Source organism: Lacinutrix mariniflava (assembly GCF_001418015.1).
Classification (GTDB): domain Bacteria; phylum Bacteroidota; class Bacteroidia; order Flavobacteriales; family Flavobacteriaceae; genus Lacinutrix; species Lacinutrix mariniflava.
The window spans coordinates 46099-64118 of sequence record NZ_LIQG01000024.1; the positions used below are offsets into that span (position 1 = coordinate 46099).

18 protein-coding genes are annotated in these 18020 nt (G+C 31.3%); 12 read left to right on the plus strand and 6 right to left on the minus strand.

Translation table 11 applies throughout. From position 1 onward, the window contains the following. Positions 1-2 precede the first annotated feature (2 nt). The 8 genes from ASC44_RS06835 to ASC44_RS06870 all read left to right on the plus strand — a co-directional run bounded on the left by ASC44_RS06835 (position 3) and on the right by ASC44_RS06870 (position 8033). Positions 3-878 (plus strand): NAD kinase, encoded by an 876-nt coding sequence (locus ASC44_RS06835; protein WP_055446866.1) that lies wholly within the window; start codon positions 3-5, stop codon positions 876-878. 141 nt (positions 879-1019) lie between these two features. Next, positions 1020-1715, plus strand: coding sequence for a type IX secretion system protein PorG (gene porG / locus ASC44_RS06840; RefSeq protein WP_055446867.1), 696 nt, complete (start codon positions 1020-1022; stop codon positions 1713-1715). 1 nt (position 1716) lies between these two features. Next, complete coding sequence (locus ASC44_RS06845) at positions 1717-2454, plus strand: isoprenyl transferase (protein WP_083476254.1); 738 nt, start codon at positions 1717-1719, stop codon at positions 2452-2454. Continuing rightward, positions 2390-5038 (plus strand): BamA/OMP85 family outer membrane protein, encoded by a 2649-nt coding sequence (locus ASC44_RS06850; protein ID WP_083476255.1) that lies wholly within the window; start codon positions 2390-2392, stop codon positions 5036-5038. The genes ASC44_RS06845 and ASC44_RS06850 overlap by 65 nt, the downstream gene beginning before the upstream one ends. Before the next feature lie 235 nt (positions 5039-5273). Then, positions 5274-6269 (plus strand): OmpH/Skp family outer membrane protein, encoded by a 996-nt coding sequence (locus tag ASC44_RS06855; RefSeq protein WP_055446868.1) that lies wholly within the window; start codon positions 5274-5276, stop codon positions 6267-6269. A 36-nt stretch (positions 6270-6305) separates the two neighbouring features. Next, entirely contained in the window at positions 6306-6815 is a 510-nt protein-coding gene (locus ASC44_RS06860; RefSeq protein WP_055446869.1) for an OmpH/Skp family outer membrane protein, read from the plus strand. Between the two features lie 77 nt (positions 6816-6892). After that, entirely contained in the window at positions 6893-7678 is a 786-nt protein-coding gene (gene murI / locus ASC44_RS06865) for a glutamate racemase (protein WP_055446870.1), read from the plus strand. 4 nt (positions 7679-7682) lie between these two features. Continuing rightward, positions 7683-8033: a hypothetical protein gene (locus ASC44_RS06870; protein ID WP_055446871.1), complete on the plus strand. Its 351-nt coding sequence runs from the start codon at positions 7683-7685 to the stop codon at positions 8031-8033. A gap of 36 nt (positions 8034-8069) precedes the next feature. On the opposite strand, the gene ASC44_RS06875 is transcribed toward ASC44_RS06870, so the two are convergent. From ASC44_RS06875 to ASC44_RS06890, 4 genes are all read right to left on the minus strand, one after another. After that, positions 8070-8585: a gamma carbonic anhydrase family protein gene (locus tag ASC44_RS06875; RefSeq protein ID WP_055446872.1), complete on the minus strand. Its 516-nt coding sequence runs from the start codon at positions 8583-8585 to the stop codon at positions 8070-8072. 125 nt (positions 8586-8710) lie between these two features. Further along, positions 8711-9445: a LytR/AlgR family response regulator transcription factor gene (locus tag ASC44_RS06880; protein WP_055446873.1), complete on the minus strand. Its 735-nt coding sequence runs from the start codon at positions 9443-9445 to the stop codon at positions 8711-8713. A gap of 33 nt (positions 9446-9478) precedes the next feature. Continuing rightward, complete coding sequence (locus tag ASC44_RS06885) at positions 9479-9823, minus strand: hypothetical protein (protein ID WP_055446874.1); 345 nt, start codon at positions 9821-9823, stop codon at positions 9479-9481. A 2-nt stretch (positions 9824-9825) separates the two neighbouring features. After that, complete coding sequence (locus tag ASC44_RS06890; protein ID WP_055446875.1) at positions 9826-12009, minus strand: histidine kinase; 2184 nt, start codon at positions 12007-12009, stop codon at positions 9826-9828. A gap of 208 nt (positions 12010-12217) precedes the next feature. Here ASC44_RS06890 and ASC44_RS06895 point away from each other — a divergent pair, with 208 nt between their 5' ends. After that, positions 12218-13240, plus strand: coding sequence for an SIMPL domain-containing protein (locus ASC44_RS06895; RefSeq protein ID WP_055446876.1), 1023 nt, complete (start codon positions 12218-12220; stop codon positions 13238-13240). 5 nt (positions 13241-13245) lie between these two features. Beyond that, complete coding sequence (locus ASC44_RS06900; protein WP_055446877.1) at positions 13246-14409, plus strand: vWA domain-containing protein; 1164 nt, start codon at positions 13246-13248, stop codon at positions 14407-14409. Between the two features lie 70 nt (positions 14410-14479). Here the strand turns inward: ASC44_RS06900 and ASC44_RS06905 are convergent, their stop codons facing one another. Beyond that, positions 14480-15496 (minus strand): PorP/SprF family type IX secretion system membrane protein, encoded by a 1017-nt coding sequence (locus tag ASC44_RS06905; protein WP_055446878.1) that lies wholly within the window; start codon positions 15494-15496, stop codon positions 14480-14482. Between the two features lie 262 nt (positions 15497-15758). Between ASC44_RS06905 and ASC44_RS06910 the strand changes: the two genes are divergently transcribed. Beyond that, positions 15759-16661 (plus strand): NifU family protein, encoded by a 903-nt coding sequence (locus tag ASC44_RS06910; protein ID WP_055446879.1) that lies wholly within the window; start codon positions 15759-15761, stop codon positions 16659-16661. A 109-nt stretch (positions 16662-16770) separates the two neighbouring features. After that, on the plus strand, positions 16771-16971 hold the full coding sequence (locus ASC44_RS06915; protein WP_055446880.1) for a dodecin family protein: 201 nt from the start codon (positions 16771-16773) through the stop codon (positions 16969-16971). A gap of 169 nt (positions 16972-17140) precedes the next feature. Here ASC44_RS06915 and ASC44_RS06920 read toward each other — a convergent pair. Continuing rightward, on the minus strand, positions 17141-18020 hold an 880-nt coding region (locus tag ASC44_RS06920; RefSeq protein ID WP_083476256.1), incomplete at its 5' end, for a T9SS type B sorting domain-containing protein.

Here is an 18020-nt window from a genome sequence, read left to right on the forward strand (position 1 = left end):
CCATGAAGGTAGCCATTTACAGTCAGTACCCTAAAAAACAATCTAAAGATTCTTTAAAAGTACTTACAAAAGAACTTCTTGCTCTAAACGCTTCGCTTTTTTTAGAACATAATTTTTATAACGATATTGAAACTGAACTTACTAATGCTTCAGTTTACAATACTTTTAAAACTCTAGACAAAAGCTTCGATTTATTTGTAAGTATTGGTGGAGATGGTACTATTTTAAGAGCCATCACTTTTGTAAAAGATTTAAACATCCCTATAATTGGAATAAACACTGGAAGATTAGGTTTTTTAGCAACCATTCAACCAGAAGATATAAAAGAAGCCATTCAGGATATTTATAATAAAAAGTACACCTTAAGTAAACGCACCTTATTATCGATAGAAACTTCTCCAGAAAATGATGATATAAAAGATTTAAATTTTGCCTTAAATGAAATTGCGGTAAGTAGAAAAAACACAACCTCTATGATTACTGTTGAAACAAAATTAAATGGTGAGTTTTTAACTTCTTATTGGAGTGACGGTTTAATAATAGCGACACCTACAGGTTCTACAGGTTATTCTTTAAGTTGCGCTGGTCCAGTTATTACTCCAGACACTACTAGTTTTGTACTAACACCTATTGCTCCACATAATTTAAGCGCAAGACCTTTGGTGATTGAAGACTCCTTTACAATAGAACTAAAAGTAAGTGGTCGTGAAGAAAACTATTTAGTGTCTTTAGATTCAAGAATTGCGACACTTTCTAACGATACTATTATTACAATAAAAAAAGCACCGTTCACTATTAATATGATAGAATTAAACTCTGAAAGCTTCTTAACAACCTTAAGAAAAAAGCTCCTTTGGGGAGAAGATAAGAGAAATTAGTCATCTATTTTTAGCGATTATTGCATGCATACCATTCATTTCTACAATAAATTCTAGTAAATACTGTTTTAAACAGTAACTATTTAGCTGAAATCACAATAGGCTAATCTTATTTATTATATTTGCAAACTTTGAAGATTTATGAGGTATTTAACGCTTTTAATAATAGCATTCTTTAGCATACAACTAAGTAGCGCTCAAATTAACGAATTTGGAATTTTCGTTGGTGGCAGTAACTTTATTGGAGATGTAGGTGCGACAGACTATATAGCACCTAAGCAATTAGCTTTTGGCGCAATTTATAAGTGGAATAGAAGCAAAAGACATTCCTATAGAGTGTCTTTAACTTTTACAGAATTAGAAGGAGACGATAATAATTCTGACGATCCTAGTAGACAAATTAGAGATTATAAGTTTAATAATAACATTTTAGAACTTTCAGCCGGAATGGAATTTACTTTTTTCGATTTCGATTTACACAATGGCGGTACTGTTTCAACTCCTTATTTATACTCTGGAGTAAGTGTAGCTAAACATGATAATTTCTTTTTCAATCCAGATGGTACTATTGAAGATGAAGATACTACAAGCTATGCTTTTGGTGTCCCTATAGTTTTAGGATATAAAGTAGCAGTATCAACTGATTTTATTTTAGCTTTCGAAATTGGAGCACGTTACACATTTTCAGACGAATTAGATGGAAGTGTCCCAGATGCTGAAGAAGCTTTTGAAAGTAGAGCTTTCGGAAACACTAATAATAATGACTGGTACACCTTTACAGGTATTACACTAACTTACACATTTGGCAGAAACCCATGTTTTTGCCCAGGAGGATAATTTGGATACAAGCAAAATAAATACAAGCAAGCTACCTAAACATGTTGCCATTATAATGGATGGCAATGGACGTTGGGCTAAACAGAAAGGTCTTCTTCGTGCTATTGGGCACGAAAATGGCACAAAATCTGTAAGACAAACCGTCGAGGCTAGTGCTCAAATAGGAATAAAAAACCTAACACTATACGCCTTCTCCACAGAAAACTGGAAGCGGCCAAAATTAGAAGTAGATACACTAATGAGACTATTAGTTTCTGCTTTAAAAAAAGAAATAAAGACACTTCAAGATAATAACATTAAGCTTAACGCTATTGGCAACCTTACTAATTTACCAAAAAAGGTGTACAAAGAACTTAATGAAGTAATAGAAAGCACAAAAAACAATACGCACATGACACTAACCTTAGCTCTAAGCTATGGATCTCGTGACGAATTAGTAAATGCAGTTAAGGAAATAAGCAATAAAGTTAAAAATAATATAATTTCTTCGGAAAATATTGACGAATCGATTATTAATGAGCATCTTTACACGCAAAATTTACCAGATGTAGACCTACTTATTAGAACTAGTGGAGAGCAACGTATCAGTAATTTTTTACTCTGGCAAATAGCTTATGCTGAATTGTATTTCACAAAAGTATTATGGCCAGATTTTACACAGCAACACCTTTGTGATGCTATTATCGAATATCAAAATAGAGAAAGACGCTTTGGGAAAACAAGTGAACAAATTAGTTAAAAACATACAATTGAAAACATCTTTAAAGTACACATTGGCAATACTATTTGCGCTATCTAGTTTTTTAACTCAAGCACAAAACCTCTCTTACGAGGATAGTAAGACTTACACAATAGCAGATATTAAAGTTGTTGGTAATACAAGCTTTAGTGAGCAAACTATTATCACTTATTCTAAACTTAAAAAAGGAGATGAAATATTAATTCCTGGTGAAGAAATAAGTACAGCGATTAAAAAATTATGGACATCAAACCTGTTTAGTGACATTGAAGTTTATATATCAAAAATTGAAGGTAACGCTGCATACCTTGAAATAAGATTATCAGACCTACCTGCACTAAACGAATTAAAAATCGTTGGTGTTAAAAAGGGTAAAAAAGAAGCTTTAATTAAAGAAAACAAGCTTAATCAAGGTGTGAAAATCACTGAAAACCTTATTACCACTACTAGAAATTATATTCAGACAAAAAATAGAAAAGCAGGTTTTCTAAATACCAAGGTAAATATTAACACCATTCCTGTTGTAGATTCTTTAGATAATGCTAGAGTTAATATGGTATTAACTGTGGACAGAGGTGAAAAAGTGAAAATTGACAAAATTAATTTTGATGGCAATACTATATTAAGTGATAAAAAACTTAGAAAAGCCATGAAGAATACGAAGCAAAAGAAATTACTTCGATTATTAAAGCGTTCTAAATATATTGAAGCAGATTTTAAAGAAGACCTAGGTAGTGTTATAAATAAGTATAAAGAAAGTGGATACAGAGATGCTCGTGTTATTTCAGATTCTTTAATTGTAAATGATGCTAAAACAGTTAATTTAAATATTAAGGTTGAAGAAGGTGAAAAATACACATTTGGAGACATTACATTTATTGGTAATACTGTATACACAGACGACTTTTTAAGACGTAAATTACGAATTGAAAAAGGAGATACTTATAATGGTGTTTTACTAGAAAAACGTATTGCAGACAATTCGAGCCCAGATGCCGATGATATTACCAACCTTTACCAAGATCATGGTTATTTATTTTCTACTATTAATCCAGTAGAAGTAAGTGCAGATGGTAATGTAATAGACATGGAGATTAGAATTTCTGAAGGTAAACCTACCTATTTTAATAAAATTACTGTAGTTGGAAATGAAAAAACAAACGATCATGTTATCTACAGAGAGATAAGAACACGTCCAGGAGAATTATATAGCAAATCTAATGTTGTACGTACCGTTCGTGAGTTAAGTCAGTTAGGGTTCTTCGATGCAGAGCAAATTGATCCTCAATTTAAAAATGCAAGCCCAGAAGATGGTACCATAGATATAGAATATGGCGTTGTAGAATCTGGATCTAGCCAAATAGAGCTACAAGGTGGTTATGGCGGTGGTGGTTTTATTGGTACATTAGGTTTGTCGTTTAATAACTTTTCTTTAAAAGATATATTTAAGAGAGATGCTTATAGACCAATACCAACAGGAGATGGACAAAAATTAGCGTTACGTTTACAAGCGAGTCGTTTTTACCGCACATATAGTTTTCAGTTCTCTGAACCTTGGATGGGAGGAAAAAAACCTGTACAATTCTCTACATCTGTATCACATACCCAGCAATTTTTATATGATGCTTCAACAGGAAATGCCGATAAAGACAAACGTTTTAATATAACAGGTCTTACATTTGGATTAGCTAAACGCTTATCTGTTCCAGATGATTATTTTACACTATCTCAAGCTCTAAGTTTCCAACACTATAATTTAAAAAATTATAATACTGGCCTCTTTACTTTTGGAGATGGTTATTCAAATAACTTATCTTATACTATTGGATTAAGTAGAAACAATACTTTTAACGATCCTGTTTTTCCAACCGGAGGATCAAGTTTCGCTGTTACAGCTAAACTATCGTTACCATATTCTTTACTTAATGGAACAGACTACGCATCTTTAAGTGAAGAAAGAGAAGCAAACCAAGCCATTATAAGTGACACAAATAATGATCTTGAGGACAGAACTGCTGCCTCAGATAGAGTTTCAGAAATAGATCAAGAACGTTTTAAGTGGTTAGAATTTTACAAAGTAAAATTTAAAGGAGATTGGTACACTAAGTTAGTAGACAAATTTGTTTTTAAATCTAGTTTAGAATTTGGATACTTAGGAGCTTATAACCAAGATAGAGGTATTATTCCTTTCGAACGTTTCTTCCTTGGAGGTGATGGATTAGGAAGTTATAGTTTAGATGGTAGAGAAGCAGTTGCCTTAAGAGGTTACCCAAACCAAGCACTATCGGAAACAGATGGAGGAACGATTTTTAATAAATTCTCTTTAGAGTTACGTTACCCAATTACATTAAAACAATCGGCAAAAATTTACGCTTTAGGTTTCTTAGACGCTGGAGCATCTTACAATAGTTTTAAAGACTATAACCCTTTTAACGTAAAGCGTTCTGCAGGTTTAGGTATTAGAATATTCATGCCTGCCTTTGGTTTATTAGGTATCGATTTCGGTCACGGTTTCGATCCTCTTCCAGGAAGCACCGTAAAGAATGGTTGGGAAACACACTTTATTATCGGACAACAATTTTAATAATCTAAAGGTCTTTTTATCAAAAAAAAGACCTTTGTTTATGTTTAAATATCAACAATTATTTATTTTTGGCACGATATTTTCAATGATGACTTTGAGGATTTGATACAAGAATTAAAATTTTTACAATTAAAATTCGTTATTTTGGAAACTGATTGATTCAGAAGAAGACAGAATCAAAATCTAAACTGTCTGTTTTTTGAATTTATGTTATTAAATATTAAAATTTAACCAGATGAAAATTAAAGTTCTTTTTGTATTGACCATAGTATTACTACTATCATTTCAGGCAAACGCACAGCGTGGAGTTAGAATTGGCTATATAGATACAGAGTATATTTTACAAAACGTACCTGAATATTCTGAAGCAACTTCACAGTTGGATTCTAAAGCTCAGAAATGGAAAAACGAAATTGATAAAAAATTAAAAACTGTAGAACAAAAGCGTACCGACTTAAATAACGAGAAAGCGCTTTTAACTAAAGAATTAATTGAAGAGCGCGAAGAGGATATTACATTTGAAGAAAAGGAAGTATTAGATTATCAACAAAAACGATTTGGACCTAATGGAGATTTAATGATCCAAAAGAGACAACTAATGCAACCTGTTCAAGATCAAATTTTTCAAGCTGTCCAAGATATAGCTAAAGCAAAAAAATACGATTTTGTTTTCGATAAATCTGCAGACGTAGTTATGTTATATTCGGCAGATCGTTTTGATATGAGCGAGCAAGTTTTAAGAACCATTACACGTTCTTCAAAAAGGAAGCAATTAAAGTCTAATAAAGACAAAAGAGAAGCTAAAGACGAAGATGTTACTGTAGAGATAGACGAAAGTAAAGATGCAAGGCAATTAGCTTTAGACAAGAAAAGAGAGGAAAGAGTAGTTAAAGAAGAAGCAAGAAAAAAAGAAATAGCAGATAAAAGGGCTGCAGCTGTTGCAGCTAGAGAAAAAATAAAGCAAGATAAATTAGACGCTAGAAATAAAGACAAAGAAGACACAAAAGAGGACACTATTGATACAGAAACTACTGAAGATAAAAAAGTAGAAACTGAAGATGCTCCTAAAACTAAAGAAGAGATTCTTGAAGCTAGAAAACAAAAGAAACTAGCAGACAGAGCTGCTAGAAAAAAATTACTTGACGAAAAAAGAAAAAAAACCTTAGAGGATCGCAAGAAAGCAAAAGAAGAAAAAGACAGTGCTCCAGAAGACGAAAATCAAGACGATTAACATTAATAACTATAACACACAAATACTATTTTAAAAATGAAACAAATTAAGACATTATTAATTGCAGCAACATTATTTTTTGGAGCTACTAGTTTTACAAATGCACAATCTAAAATTGCTCACATTAATACAACAGAATTAATTCAAGCAATGCCTTCAATGAAAACTGCTCAAGCAGATATGGAACGTATTGGTAAAACGTACCAAGCCGATATTACGGCGATGAAAAAAGACTTAAAAACTAAGACAGATCTTTATGAATCTCAAGTAGCTACGAAAACTCAAGAAGAGAACGAAAAGCGTTATGTTGAAGTACAGACAGACCAACAATCTATTCAGCAATATGCTGCAACTGCACAACAGGAATTACAAAAAAAGGAAATGGAGCTTTTAAAGCCAATTACTGAAAAAGCTAAAGCTGCTATATTAAAAGTAGGTAAAGCTCAAGGTTTTGACTATATATTAGATTCTTCTCCTCAAGCTGGAGTAATTATGGCTGAAGGTAAAAATTTACTTGCAGATGTAAAAAAAGAATTAGGATTCTAAGAAAATCTTAAAACAAATAATACCAAAAGCCGACTTATTAAGTCGGCTTTTGTATTTTTATATAGTAAATAAAACTTATGAGTAAACAACCTATTGGTATTTTCGATTCTGGAGTTGGTGGTACTTCTATTTGGAAGGAGATTCACGCATTATTGCCATCTGAAAATTCAATTTACTTAGCCGATAGTTTTAATGCGCCTTATGGTCCAAAAGGTAAAGACGCCATTATATACCTTAGTATTAAAAACACTGAATTCCTTTTAGAAAAAGACTGTAAACTTATTGTAGTTGCTTGTAACACCGCAACAACAAATGCTATTAGTGTTTTAAGAGAAAAATTTAATATTCCCTTTATTGGTATTGAGCCTGCTATTAAACCAGCAGCTCTAAACACACAAACCAATGCTATTGGCATTTTAGCTACTAAAGGCACATTATCTAGTGCTTTATTTCACAACACCTCTAGTTTATACGCAAACGAAATAACCATTATAGAACAAATTGGCGAAGGCATTGTACAGTTAATTGAAAACGGAAACTTAGAGTCGGTTGAGATGGAAAGATTGCTTAAAAGCTATTTAAAACCAATGCTTGATGCCAACATAGATTATCTAGTGCTTGGTTGCACACATTATCCTTATCTAATTCCAATGCTTCTTAAATTACTTCCCAAGCATGTTAAGATTATAGATTCTGGTCTTGCCGTTGCTAAACAAACTAAAACTGTTTTAGAAAAGTATAATTTATTAAATACTGAAATTCTAAATACTAATAACGAATTTTATATCAATTTAAAAAACACAGCAGTAATGCAGTCACTTTTGGGTAATCATCGCACTAAAGTTAATTATTTAGAGTTTTAATATAATGGAACTACTTTTTGTTTACAACGCTAACTCTGGAATAGGAAATAGTGTTTTAGATGTAGCGCATAAGATTTTTAGTCCAAAAACATATAATTGCAATTTGTGTGCTATTACATTTGGAACCTTTTCCGAAGATAAAGACTGGAAACTTTTTAGAACAACATCTCATGTTAATATGATCTTTTTACATATTGATGAGTTCGAAAAACGACATCCTAGTTACAAATATGATTATCCGGTAGTTCTTTCTAAATTTGAAGATGAACTATCACTATTAATTTCTGCTAAAAGGATTGAGACTATCTCCTCAACAAAAGCCTTAATTAGTGAAATAAAAAAACTTACACCTTAGAACTATAAAAAGTCGTTCTAAACTTACTTACAGCAACTACTCTTTATACCATCCCGAATACTTTACATAATTTTCTGCAATGCGGTTTATCTCATCATGTATTAATTCTTTACTAATGTCTTTTACTTTTTTCGCTGGAACTCCTGCATAAATGGTCCCAGACTCAACAACTGTATTTTGAGTAACAACTGCTCCTGCTGCAACAATACTATTACTTTCTACAACACAATTATCCATAACAATACTTCCCATTCCAATAAGCACATTATCTTGAATAGTACAACCATGAACTATTGCGTTATGCCCAATAGAAACATTATTACCTATAGTAGTTGGGTATTTTTGGTACGTACAATGTACTACTGCTCCATCTTGTACATTTACCTTATTACCTAATTTTATATAATGTACATCGCCTCTTAAAACAGCATTAAACCATATACTGCATTGTTTTCCTACTTGCACATCTCCAATTATTGTAGCATTTTCAGCTATGTAGCAATCTTCTGGTAATTGTGGCGATTTTCCGTTTAATGTTTTTATTATTGGCATAGTTTATTCCGTTTTTTTTGTCATTGCGAATTAAATGAAGTAATCCGTTTAATCTTATCGAATAATAATTTAGTTTCAATTTAAAAGATTACCACATCGCTGCTTTCCTTATTAATGACGTTATGTTATTTAAAATAAGATAATAATTCAGATTTTCTAGATGGTGAAACCATCACTTCTTTTCCGTTGCTTAATATTACACTTCCTCCTTTTCCTTTTACATATTTAACGACTTCATTAACATTAACCAAGTAACTTTTATGTACACGTGCAAAATTAGAATCGTGCAAGGCTTCTTCAAAATACTTAAGTGTTTTACTTACCACTTTCTTTTTGTTGTTTAAATGAATTTCGGTGTAATTATCATCGGCTTTACAAAACAAAATATCAGCAATGCTTATAACTTCGAAGCCATTTTGCTGTGGAATAGTAATTTTACCTTCTACATTATTACTTGTTTTTGGCACTAAAACCTGATCTTGAAGCGCATCTTCTTTGGTCTTAATTTCTACTACATAATCTACTGCTTTTATTAAATCGTCTATTGCAATAGGTTTCATTAAATAATAGCTTGCGTGTGCATTTAAAGCATCTATCGCATAATTATTGTAAGCAGTTACAAAAATAGTTTCGAAATCTCTATCGCCTACTTTATCTAACAAATCGAAAGCATTACCATAAGGCATTTCTACATCTAGAAAAACCAAATCTAACTCGTTGCTTCTTATTAACTCTAAGCCTTCGTTTATGTTTGCGGCTTCTCCAACAACGTTTACATTCGGGCAATATTTTTTGAGATAGTTTTTAAGTATCTCTCTGCTCGCTTGCTCGTCTTCTACTATTATTGAATTTAGTTTCATATGTATTTCCTGCGTAAGTAGGAGTCTTATTAATTATTTAATTTTATCTAAACATTTATTTGTCGTTATTATTAGAACGCCATGTAAAGCACCATCTAACTGCCTACCATTTGCTCCCTTAATACTATTTACCGTTAATATGTTTCTATTTTCTATTAATTCTAAAATTTCATTTTTTGAAGACACAACACCATCTCTAACCCATACAACTTTTTCAAAATCAACATATCCTTCAACATGAATTTTAAATTCGTCAAAAGAATTAATTTCTAATTCTTTTTTCCCATCAACAAATTCTAAACATTGTTTTTTTTCTTTAGCTGCTTTGCAACCAAAACAAATTATGAAAACCAATAAAAATAAAACTACAGGTTTCATGTCTAATCTCGTTTTAAAGTAACCACAACCTTAGTTCCTGTATCGCCTTCAGCTTGAAAATCGTCTATAGAAACATCAACTTTATCTTTATACATTTGATTTAAAATAGCGACACGTTTTTTTATATTTCCCATGCCTTTAGAATTCTGTTTTTGCTGGTTTGCTGTTTTTAGAGATTTAGATTTTTCGCGACCAATACCATTATCTACAATGGTTACAATAATTTCATCTTCACTCTTTTTACTAATAGTAATATCCAGTTGTCCTTTTTCTTGTTTATAACGTAAGCCATGCCAAACTGCATTCTCTATATAAGGTTGCAGCAACATTGGAGGAATTTGGTAATCTGAAACGTTTATAGCTTCATCAACAGTAATTGTATAATCGAACTTATCTTGAAATCTAAAATGCTCTAATTTTGTATACAATTGCAATAGATCTATTTCTTTTTCCAACGGAATAAAATCCTGTTCGCTATTCTCTAAAACTGCTCGCATTAACTTAGAGAAATCGCTTAAATATTTATTAGCTGTCCGCTCATCGTTAGTGGCAATAAAACTATTTACAGAGTTTAATGCATTAAATATAAAATGAGGATTCATTTGACTTCTTAAAGACCTTAAAGCCAATAAATTATTTGCTAAACGTTGTTGTTTTATGTATTTATACATTAAATAAGCAGCAAAAAGTAATAATAACAATCCACCAATAAGAGAGTAAATTATTAGTTTCTGACTCTTATTCTGTTCTTGGTTTAGGTTGTATCTACTTTGAGATAATTCCCGATCACTTTCTAGCGAAGTGATTCGGTTTTGTTGTTCTGCAATATTCTTGTTAAAACGTGCTGCTTGTGTAATTTGCTGCTCCTTTTTAATATAAAGTGCTTCTACAGACTTGGTATATGCTTCATATGTTTTTAACGCATTTTCGTAATCTCCAGATTCTTTAAAAACTTCAGATAACTTACGTGTTGCATCTTTATCGACTACTAAATCCTTACGTTCTTTTGCTTCGACCCTACTTTTTTCTAAATATGGTATGGCATCTTCATAATTACGCTGCATATATAAAGCATTACCAATTTTATAGTTTTGCTTTTGGGTAGTAAAATCGCTTTCAATATCAATTACAGAATCTGTTTCAATATCTTTTATATCTAGAATAGCTTCTTGTCTTAAGCGAATTTCGTCATCAAAATTTTGATTAGAATTATTAAAGTCTGCAAATTTAATTTTCTCCTCTACTGCACGTTTTTTATTTTCTTTCGATGCAAGATTTAGCGAATTATTATAATATTGTTCTGCTTTTTCTGTACTTCCGTTAGCATCAAAAGTTTGTGCTATTTTAGAATTTAAATCGGTTACTTTTGGTGCAATTAAATGCTGCTGAGCAATACTCAATGCTGTGTTATAATACGCTACAGACTTTGTATAATCCATCATTCTATAATACACGTCTCCAAGTCCTTCGTTCAATTCAACTAATTGATAATTGGATAATTCACTCTGATTTAATTCTTCTAAAACCGAAATGCTTTCTTGATAATTATTATTCATCATATAAGCTTTTCCTAACTTTAGTTTCACTTCATTAAACTTAAAACTATTAAGGCTTATTCTGTAATTAGACACTGCTAAATCATATTGCTTCCAGTACATATAGACATCTGCAAGTACTTCAAAAGCTTCAGCATTTTGCTTAACAGAACTACTACTTTTTATACTTTCGGTTACAAATTGAATACTTTTTTCGGCAGATTTCTTTTTATAAACTAACGCAGAATCAATTAAGTTATTAAATGACGTGTCTTGTTTTCGTTTAAACGAATTAACACCAGACTGCGACGATTTCACTAATACATTTACAGTAATACGATCGTTACTCTCAATTGTGTGATAAATAGTTTCAAAATCTTTATGACTTATAATAAGTTCGTCTCCAATTTTTGCACGTACTCTAAATTCACCAATAGCATTAGACGATGTATATCCGCCACCATTAACTTGAACATTTACATCTTCAATGGCTTCGTTAGTACCGTCTTCCTTAACCAGTCCTCGAACATCGAAAAAATCTTTTTCAATAGTTAGATTCTGTTTATTAACAGCGCTATTTTGCTGCGAATACATAATTAACGTACTGCACGCAATAAGAATACAACTGATATATAATTTTATTTCTTTCATTTTTTTTTAAATACTAAAAGATAAACTTACACACTTTAATTGGCATATTAAAATGCCTTTAATCCAAATTATAGTAATAGCTAAACAAAACGACCTTGTTTACTCATCTACAAACAGATATTACTCATTATAAAGTAGCGTTCACTCATTACTGTTTTTAATTAATAAGAGTTAGACATAGGTTTACACTCTAATTTATAACAAACAAATGAAATACTCTATTTACATAATCTTACTATTATATTTCTCTAATTTAAATGCGCAAATTAAAGGGAATGCAACCACTATTTCTAGGCAAAATGTTATCCGAGCAGAATCACTTGGTAACGCCAATACTTATGGAAATAACTTGAATACTTTTAGACAGCAAACCTTAGTGCCAAATCCTGTAATTACTATTAATGTAAAAGCGCTTAACAATATTGTTGCAGATTCTTACACAGCTGTCTTTAATTTAGTTCAAATTGGTGAAACGGCAGAAGACACTAATAAACTAATGAACGAACGTGTTAATCGCTTAAAAAGCACTTTAACGACTCATGGCATTCTTAGTAATGACTTTATTATAGATGTAATTTCTTTCGTTCCTGTTTACGAAACTATAGTTGAAAAAAAATTATTTAGTAAAACATATACTGAAGTACCCAAAGGATTCGAATTACAACAAAACTTACATATTAAATTCACTAAGGTTAACCAATTTGAAAAAATATTAGCCGCATGTGCTAAGAATGAAATTTACAACTTAGTAAAAGTAGATTATTTTATAAATAACATTGAAGCCATCTATTCAAACTTAAGAGCTGAAATACTAAAGACATTAAAAGACAAAAAACAATTTTACAATGACTTAGGTTTCGATTTAACAAATTATAATCCAACTATGGCAGATATAAAGTACTGCCACTTTCCACGCGAATTCTATAAAAACTATCAAGCGTTTAATAGCATTTCTTTAGAAGCTATAAAAAAACCTAAGGGTGTCTTAAAAGCAAAAAAACAAACCTCTTATTATTACGACCCATTGTCTTTTAAAGACTATGATATTGTAATTAACCCATCTATTGTAGAACCTGTTATTCAAATTGGCATGGAAATAAAAATTCAATACAGAGAGAAGCCTAAAGAACCACAGATTATAGAAAATGTAAAAGAGATTATAAAAAACAAATATTTTATACTGTCTAAAGATGGGGAAATTAAAGCAAAAGAATTAAAACTTGAAAACTAAAAATTATGAAAACAATAATTAAACAAATCTCAATAGCCTTGATAGCCTTTTTCTTTTTGGCTTGTAACGCTAACAACAAAAAGCAAACTGAGCGTTATGCTTTAAATGAAACAATTAAAACTATTTCAAAGCCAGATAAGCAATACATAAAAGTTGCATTACTATTAGATACCAGTAATAGTATGGATGGTTTAATAGACCAAGCAAAAGCACAACTTTGGGAAATTATAAACGAGTTATCTTATGCAAAATGTAAAGACGACAAACCTAATCTAGAAATAGCACTTTACGAATATGGAAACGATAATTTAAACGCAGAAGAAGGTTACATTCGACAAGTATTAGCATTTAGTGATGATTTAGACGAGATTTCTAAACAACTCTTCTCTTTAACTACAAAAGGAGGTAATGAGTATTGTGGTTACGTAATTAATACTGTTTTAGAACAATTAGAATGGAATGACAGCCCAGACGACTTAAAGCTTATATTTATTGCTGGAAATGAACCTTTTACGCAAGGAAAAATAAATTACAAAGGTGCATCTAAACGCGCCCATAATAACGATATCACTATAAACACTATTTTTTGTGGTGATTATAATCAAGGTATTTCTGGTTACTGGAAAGATGGAGCAGATTTGGCACATGGAGATTATATGGCTATTAATCATAACCAAGAAACCGTTCATGTTGCAACACCATACGACGACGCTATTTTAGCACAAAACAATAAACTAAATAAAACTTATGTAGCTTATGGTCGCCAAGGCAATCTAAAAATGAAATTACAGGCGGAACAAGATGATAATGCTGAAGGTTACAGTAATGCTAATGCAGTAAGTAGAACCGTTAGTAAAAGTTCTCATTTGTATAAAAATTCTTCTTGGGACTTAATAGATGCTTCAAAAGATAAAGCTTTTAAATATGAAACTTTAGATGAAAGTGAACTACCTCAGGAGCTTAAAAACAAAAGTACTTCAGAAATTAAATCATATGTTTCAAACAAAATTAAAGAGCGTGAAATAATTCAGAAAGAAATTCAAAAATTAAATAGTAAACGAAAAGATTACATTCTAAAAGCTAATAAAAATAATAGCAACGGATTAGAGAACGCCATGATAAAAGCAATAAAATCTCAGGCTAAAGCAAAAAACTATACATGGAAATAGTTTTATACTTTAATAATTACCAATAAAAAATGCTCGATAAGATATATTTTTATAAAGTATGTTTTTGTATTTAGTTAATAGCAGGACAATTACAACTGTAACGTTCTTTAGCACAACCAAAGTTATATCCAAAAGTTAATTGATGAAAACCACCGTTATTAAACACTACTGCATTAGTTTGGTAACTATAAGTATAAGCAAACATGAAATCGTTTAAATTAACACCTAAAAGTGGCGTTATATATTGTAATTTTTGGCTACTTACACCGTCTCCATCTCTAAAATCTGCTCCATCTAAACTTCTTCTGTAAGATATACCTCCCCAAACTTTACCAAAATCCATTGTTTTATAAGCTTTAAGGTTAACGTCAATTGAAGCTTCCTCTGTCGCGTCTCTATACATAAACATAACCGAAGGTTCAAAACTCCAATCGTTACTATAACTGCTAAATGTATTTCCAACAGAAACTAAATAGGTTCTTAAATTACTAAAGTTAAGGTCTCCAGGATTGTTATTAAAATTCACTCCATCATTCTCTAATAAATTCTTAACTGTAGCATGTGCATAAAAATCATACAAGTGGTAAGAAAATCCAAAATCAACATTAAAATTAGTTGCAGATTGTTCAATTCCACCAATAAGAGGATCTGGACCATCAGCTAAAAAAGTAGTTTCATCTAGTTTATATTGAATTGCTCCAAGACTTAAACCAAAAGAAAGCATGTTTAAATCTACTTCACTTCTAGAAAACATAATATGGTGTGCATAGGTTAAATATGCTCCTGTTTGTGAGTGATAACCGTTTTTATCAGAATATACAATCCCTCCTATTCCAGATTGAGACTCCCCAATTCTACCATTTATACTTGCTGTTAATAATGCAGGTGCATCATCATCACCAAACCATTGTTGACGACCAGTAATTCTAACTTTAGAACAATTAGCAGCTCCAGCCATAGACGGATGGATAAGATAGTAGTTATCTGTTAAGTAATCTGAATATATTGGAAGCCCTTCTTGTGCTTTAGCAAATTGAGTGCTAAAAAACACTATAACTGCCAATACTAATAACCTTTGTAATCTCATAATATCTTTTTTCAAGGTAGATGTTGGTTCAAAAATGTATAGCTTATGCTACTATAACTATATTTCGTATAATAAATTTTACTATTGCCAAATATATAAATTTCATTTGTAATATTTAGGCTCTCAAAAGTTAAAGCTACCAATATAGAAAGGATTTAACAAAAAAGCTAAATTTTTAGTCCTATTGACGCTATCTTTTAAGTATCAAATATATCGATATCTCTACTTACTTTTAGTATTTTTGCATAAAAATTGTTGCAAAATGAACACATTTAAAATTACTACACAAGAAACTTCTAATCCAACCATATTAAAATTCGAAGTAAATCAATTTATTACTCAACATCAGAGTTTCGAATTTAACAATATAGATGAAGCTAAAGCCTCTCCTTTGGCTCAGCAATTATTCTATCTTCCTTTTGTAAAAAAAGTCTATGTAACCAGCAATTTTGTTGCTATAGAGCGTTTTAATATTGTAGAATGGAAAGACGTTGAAAATGAGGTTTCTGAACAAATTGAAAACTACCTAAATGAAGGTAACCAAGTAATAAATCAAGACATTGCTCCTAAAAAGACACCTGTTACAGTATATGCTGAAAGCACTCCAAATCCGAGTGTTATTAAGTTTGTTGCTAATAAAAAAATAGCAAATGCTGCTTTTGAGTTTACTTCAATAGACACTGCTAAATCTTCACCTCTAGCTACAGAGCTCTTTCATTTCCCTTTTGTTAAAGGCGTTTTTATAGATGAAAACTATGTATCTGTGACAAAATATGATGTCGCCGAATGGAATGACATCACTAATGAACTACGTGAATTTATTAGAGGATATATTGAAAATGGAAAAGAAATAATTTTAGCGAATGCTCCTGAGGTGATAGAAAAGTCTACAGAAAAAGTTGAAGCACATTTTGAAAGCTTGGATGATATCTCTAAAGAAATCATTAATATCCTTGAAGAATATGTTAAGCCTGCAGTTGCTAGTGATGGAGGAAATATACAGTTCGATTCTTACGATGAAGCTACTAAAACTGTAAAAGTAATATTACAAGGTGCTTGTAGTGGATGTCCTTCTTCTACGTTTACACTAAAAAATGGTATAGAAAACATGTTAAAAGAAATGTTAAAAGGTAAAGTAAATACAGTTGAAGCTATAAACGGTTAATCTTATAAATAAACCTTTCATCGGTTTAGCTCTTTTTAAAATAACTCCATTTGTCGATTTTTATAAAATTCTGTAATTTAGAGTCAATATTAATTTAAAACTCAAAATTATGGCTGTATTAAAAGTTATTGAAGTATTATCAAATTCTGAAAAAAGTTGGGAAGATGCAACTAAAAAAGCGGTAAAGCATGCTTCTAAAAGTATAAAGAACATTCGTTCAGTATACGTTCAAGATCAAAGTGCAAGCGTTAAAGATGGCGAAGTATATGACTTTAGAGTTAACTTAAAGATTACGTTTGAAGTAAACTAACTACATTTAAAACATACTATAAAAAACGCCTGAAGATATCTTCAGGCGTTTTGTTTTAATAACACTTCTTTATTTAAGTTGCTCCTAACATTAAGTCGCATCTTATATTCTAAATAGAAAAGCCTGAACATATGTTCAGGCTTTTCTATTTAATAATTAGTATTACTATTTATCTCTTAAGCGTAAAGTGGCTACGTAAAGATTTCTTAGCATTACTGCTTGGTTCTCTATATTCTAATGTAAACCAGTAGTCACTTGTTGGCATTGGGTTACCATTGTAGGTTCCATCCCATCCTGCGCCTGTTGGACTTAATTGTTTTAAGAGTTTACCATAACGATCGAATATGTAAATTACTGCATCTGGCTGTGTTCCAATATCGTAAACATTCCATGTATCATGGTAACCATCGCCATTTGGTGTAAAGTATAATGGGTAATCCATAACCATAACTGGTATTGTTGTTTCTCCACAACCTATCGTGTCTCTTACCGTTACAGTGTGTTCTCCTGCTTCAATATCTGTAAAAGTATACGTGTATTCTCCTGCTGCATTTAACGTTCCTAGTTCCCAACTTCCGCCATCAATACTAAACTCGTATACTGCTATTGAAGTACTTGTTGTTCCTGTTGCGGTAATTACTACATCGTGTTGATCGGCAAAGGCTAGTGTTGTTATCTCTGATGTTACTACTGGTGGCTCGCTTACTGTTACTAAAGTATTCACTTCAATACTTGAACATCCTGTTGCAATATCTGTTGCTACAACACCATAGGTACCGCCTTCTGTTGGTTCTATAAACTCTGCCGTTTCTCCTGGAAGCACTGTACCGTTTAAGTTCCATTCAAAAGTATATAATGCAGGATCTAATCCTGTGTTTACCACTGGTGAATTAACGATTTCACTGCCATTAGTATTAATACATAATAAATACTCTGGTTCTAATGTAAACGATGGCATTGGGTTTACTTGTAATGTAAGTGTTGCTGTTTCATAACATGCTGAAGTATCATTATCTACTTCTCCATCATTGTTTAAATCTACTAAGTAT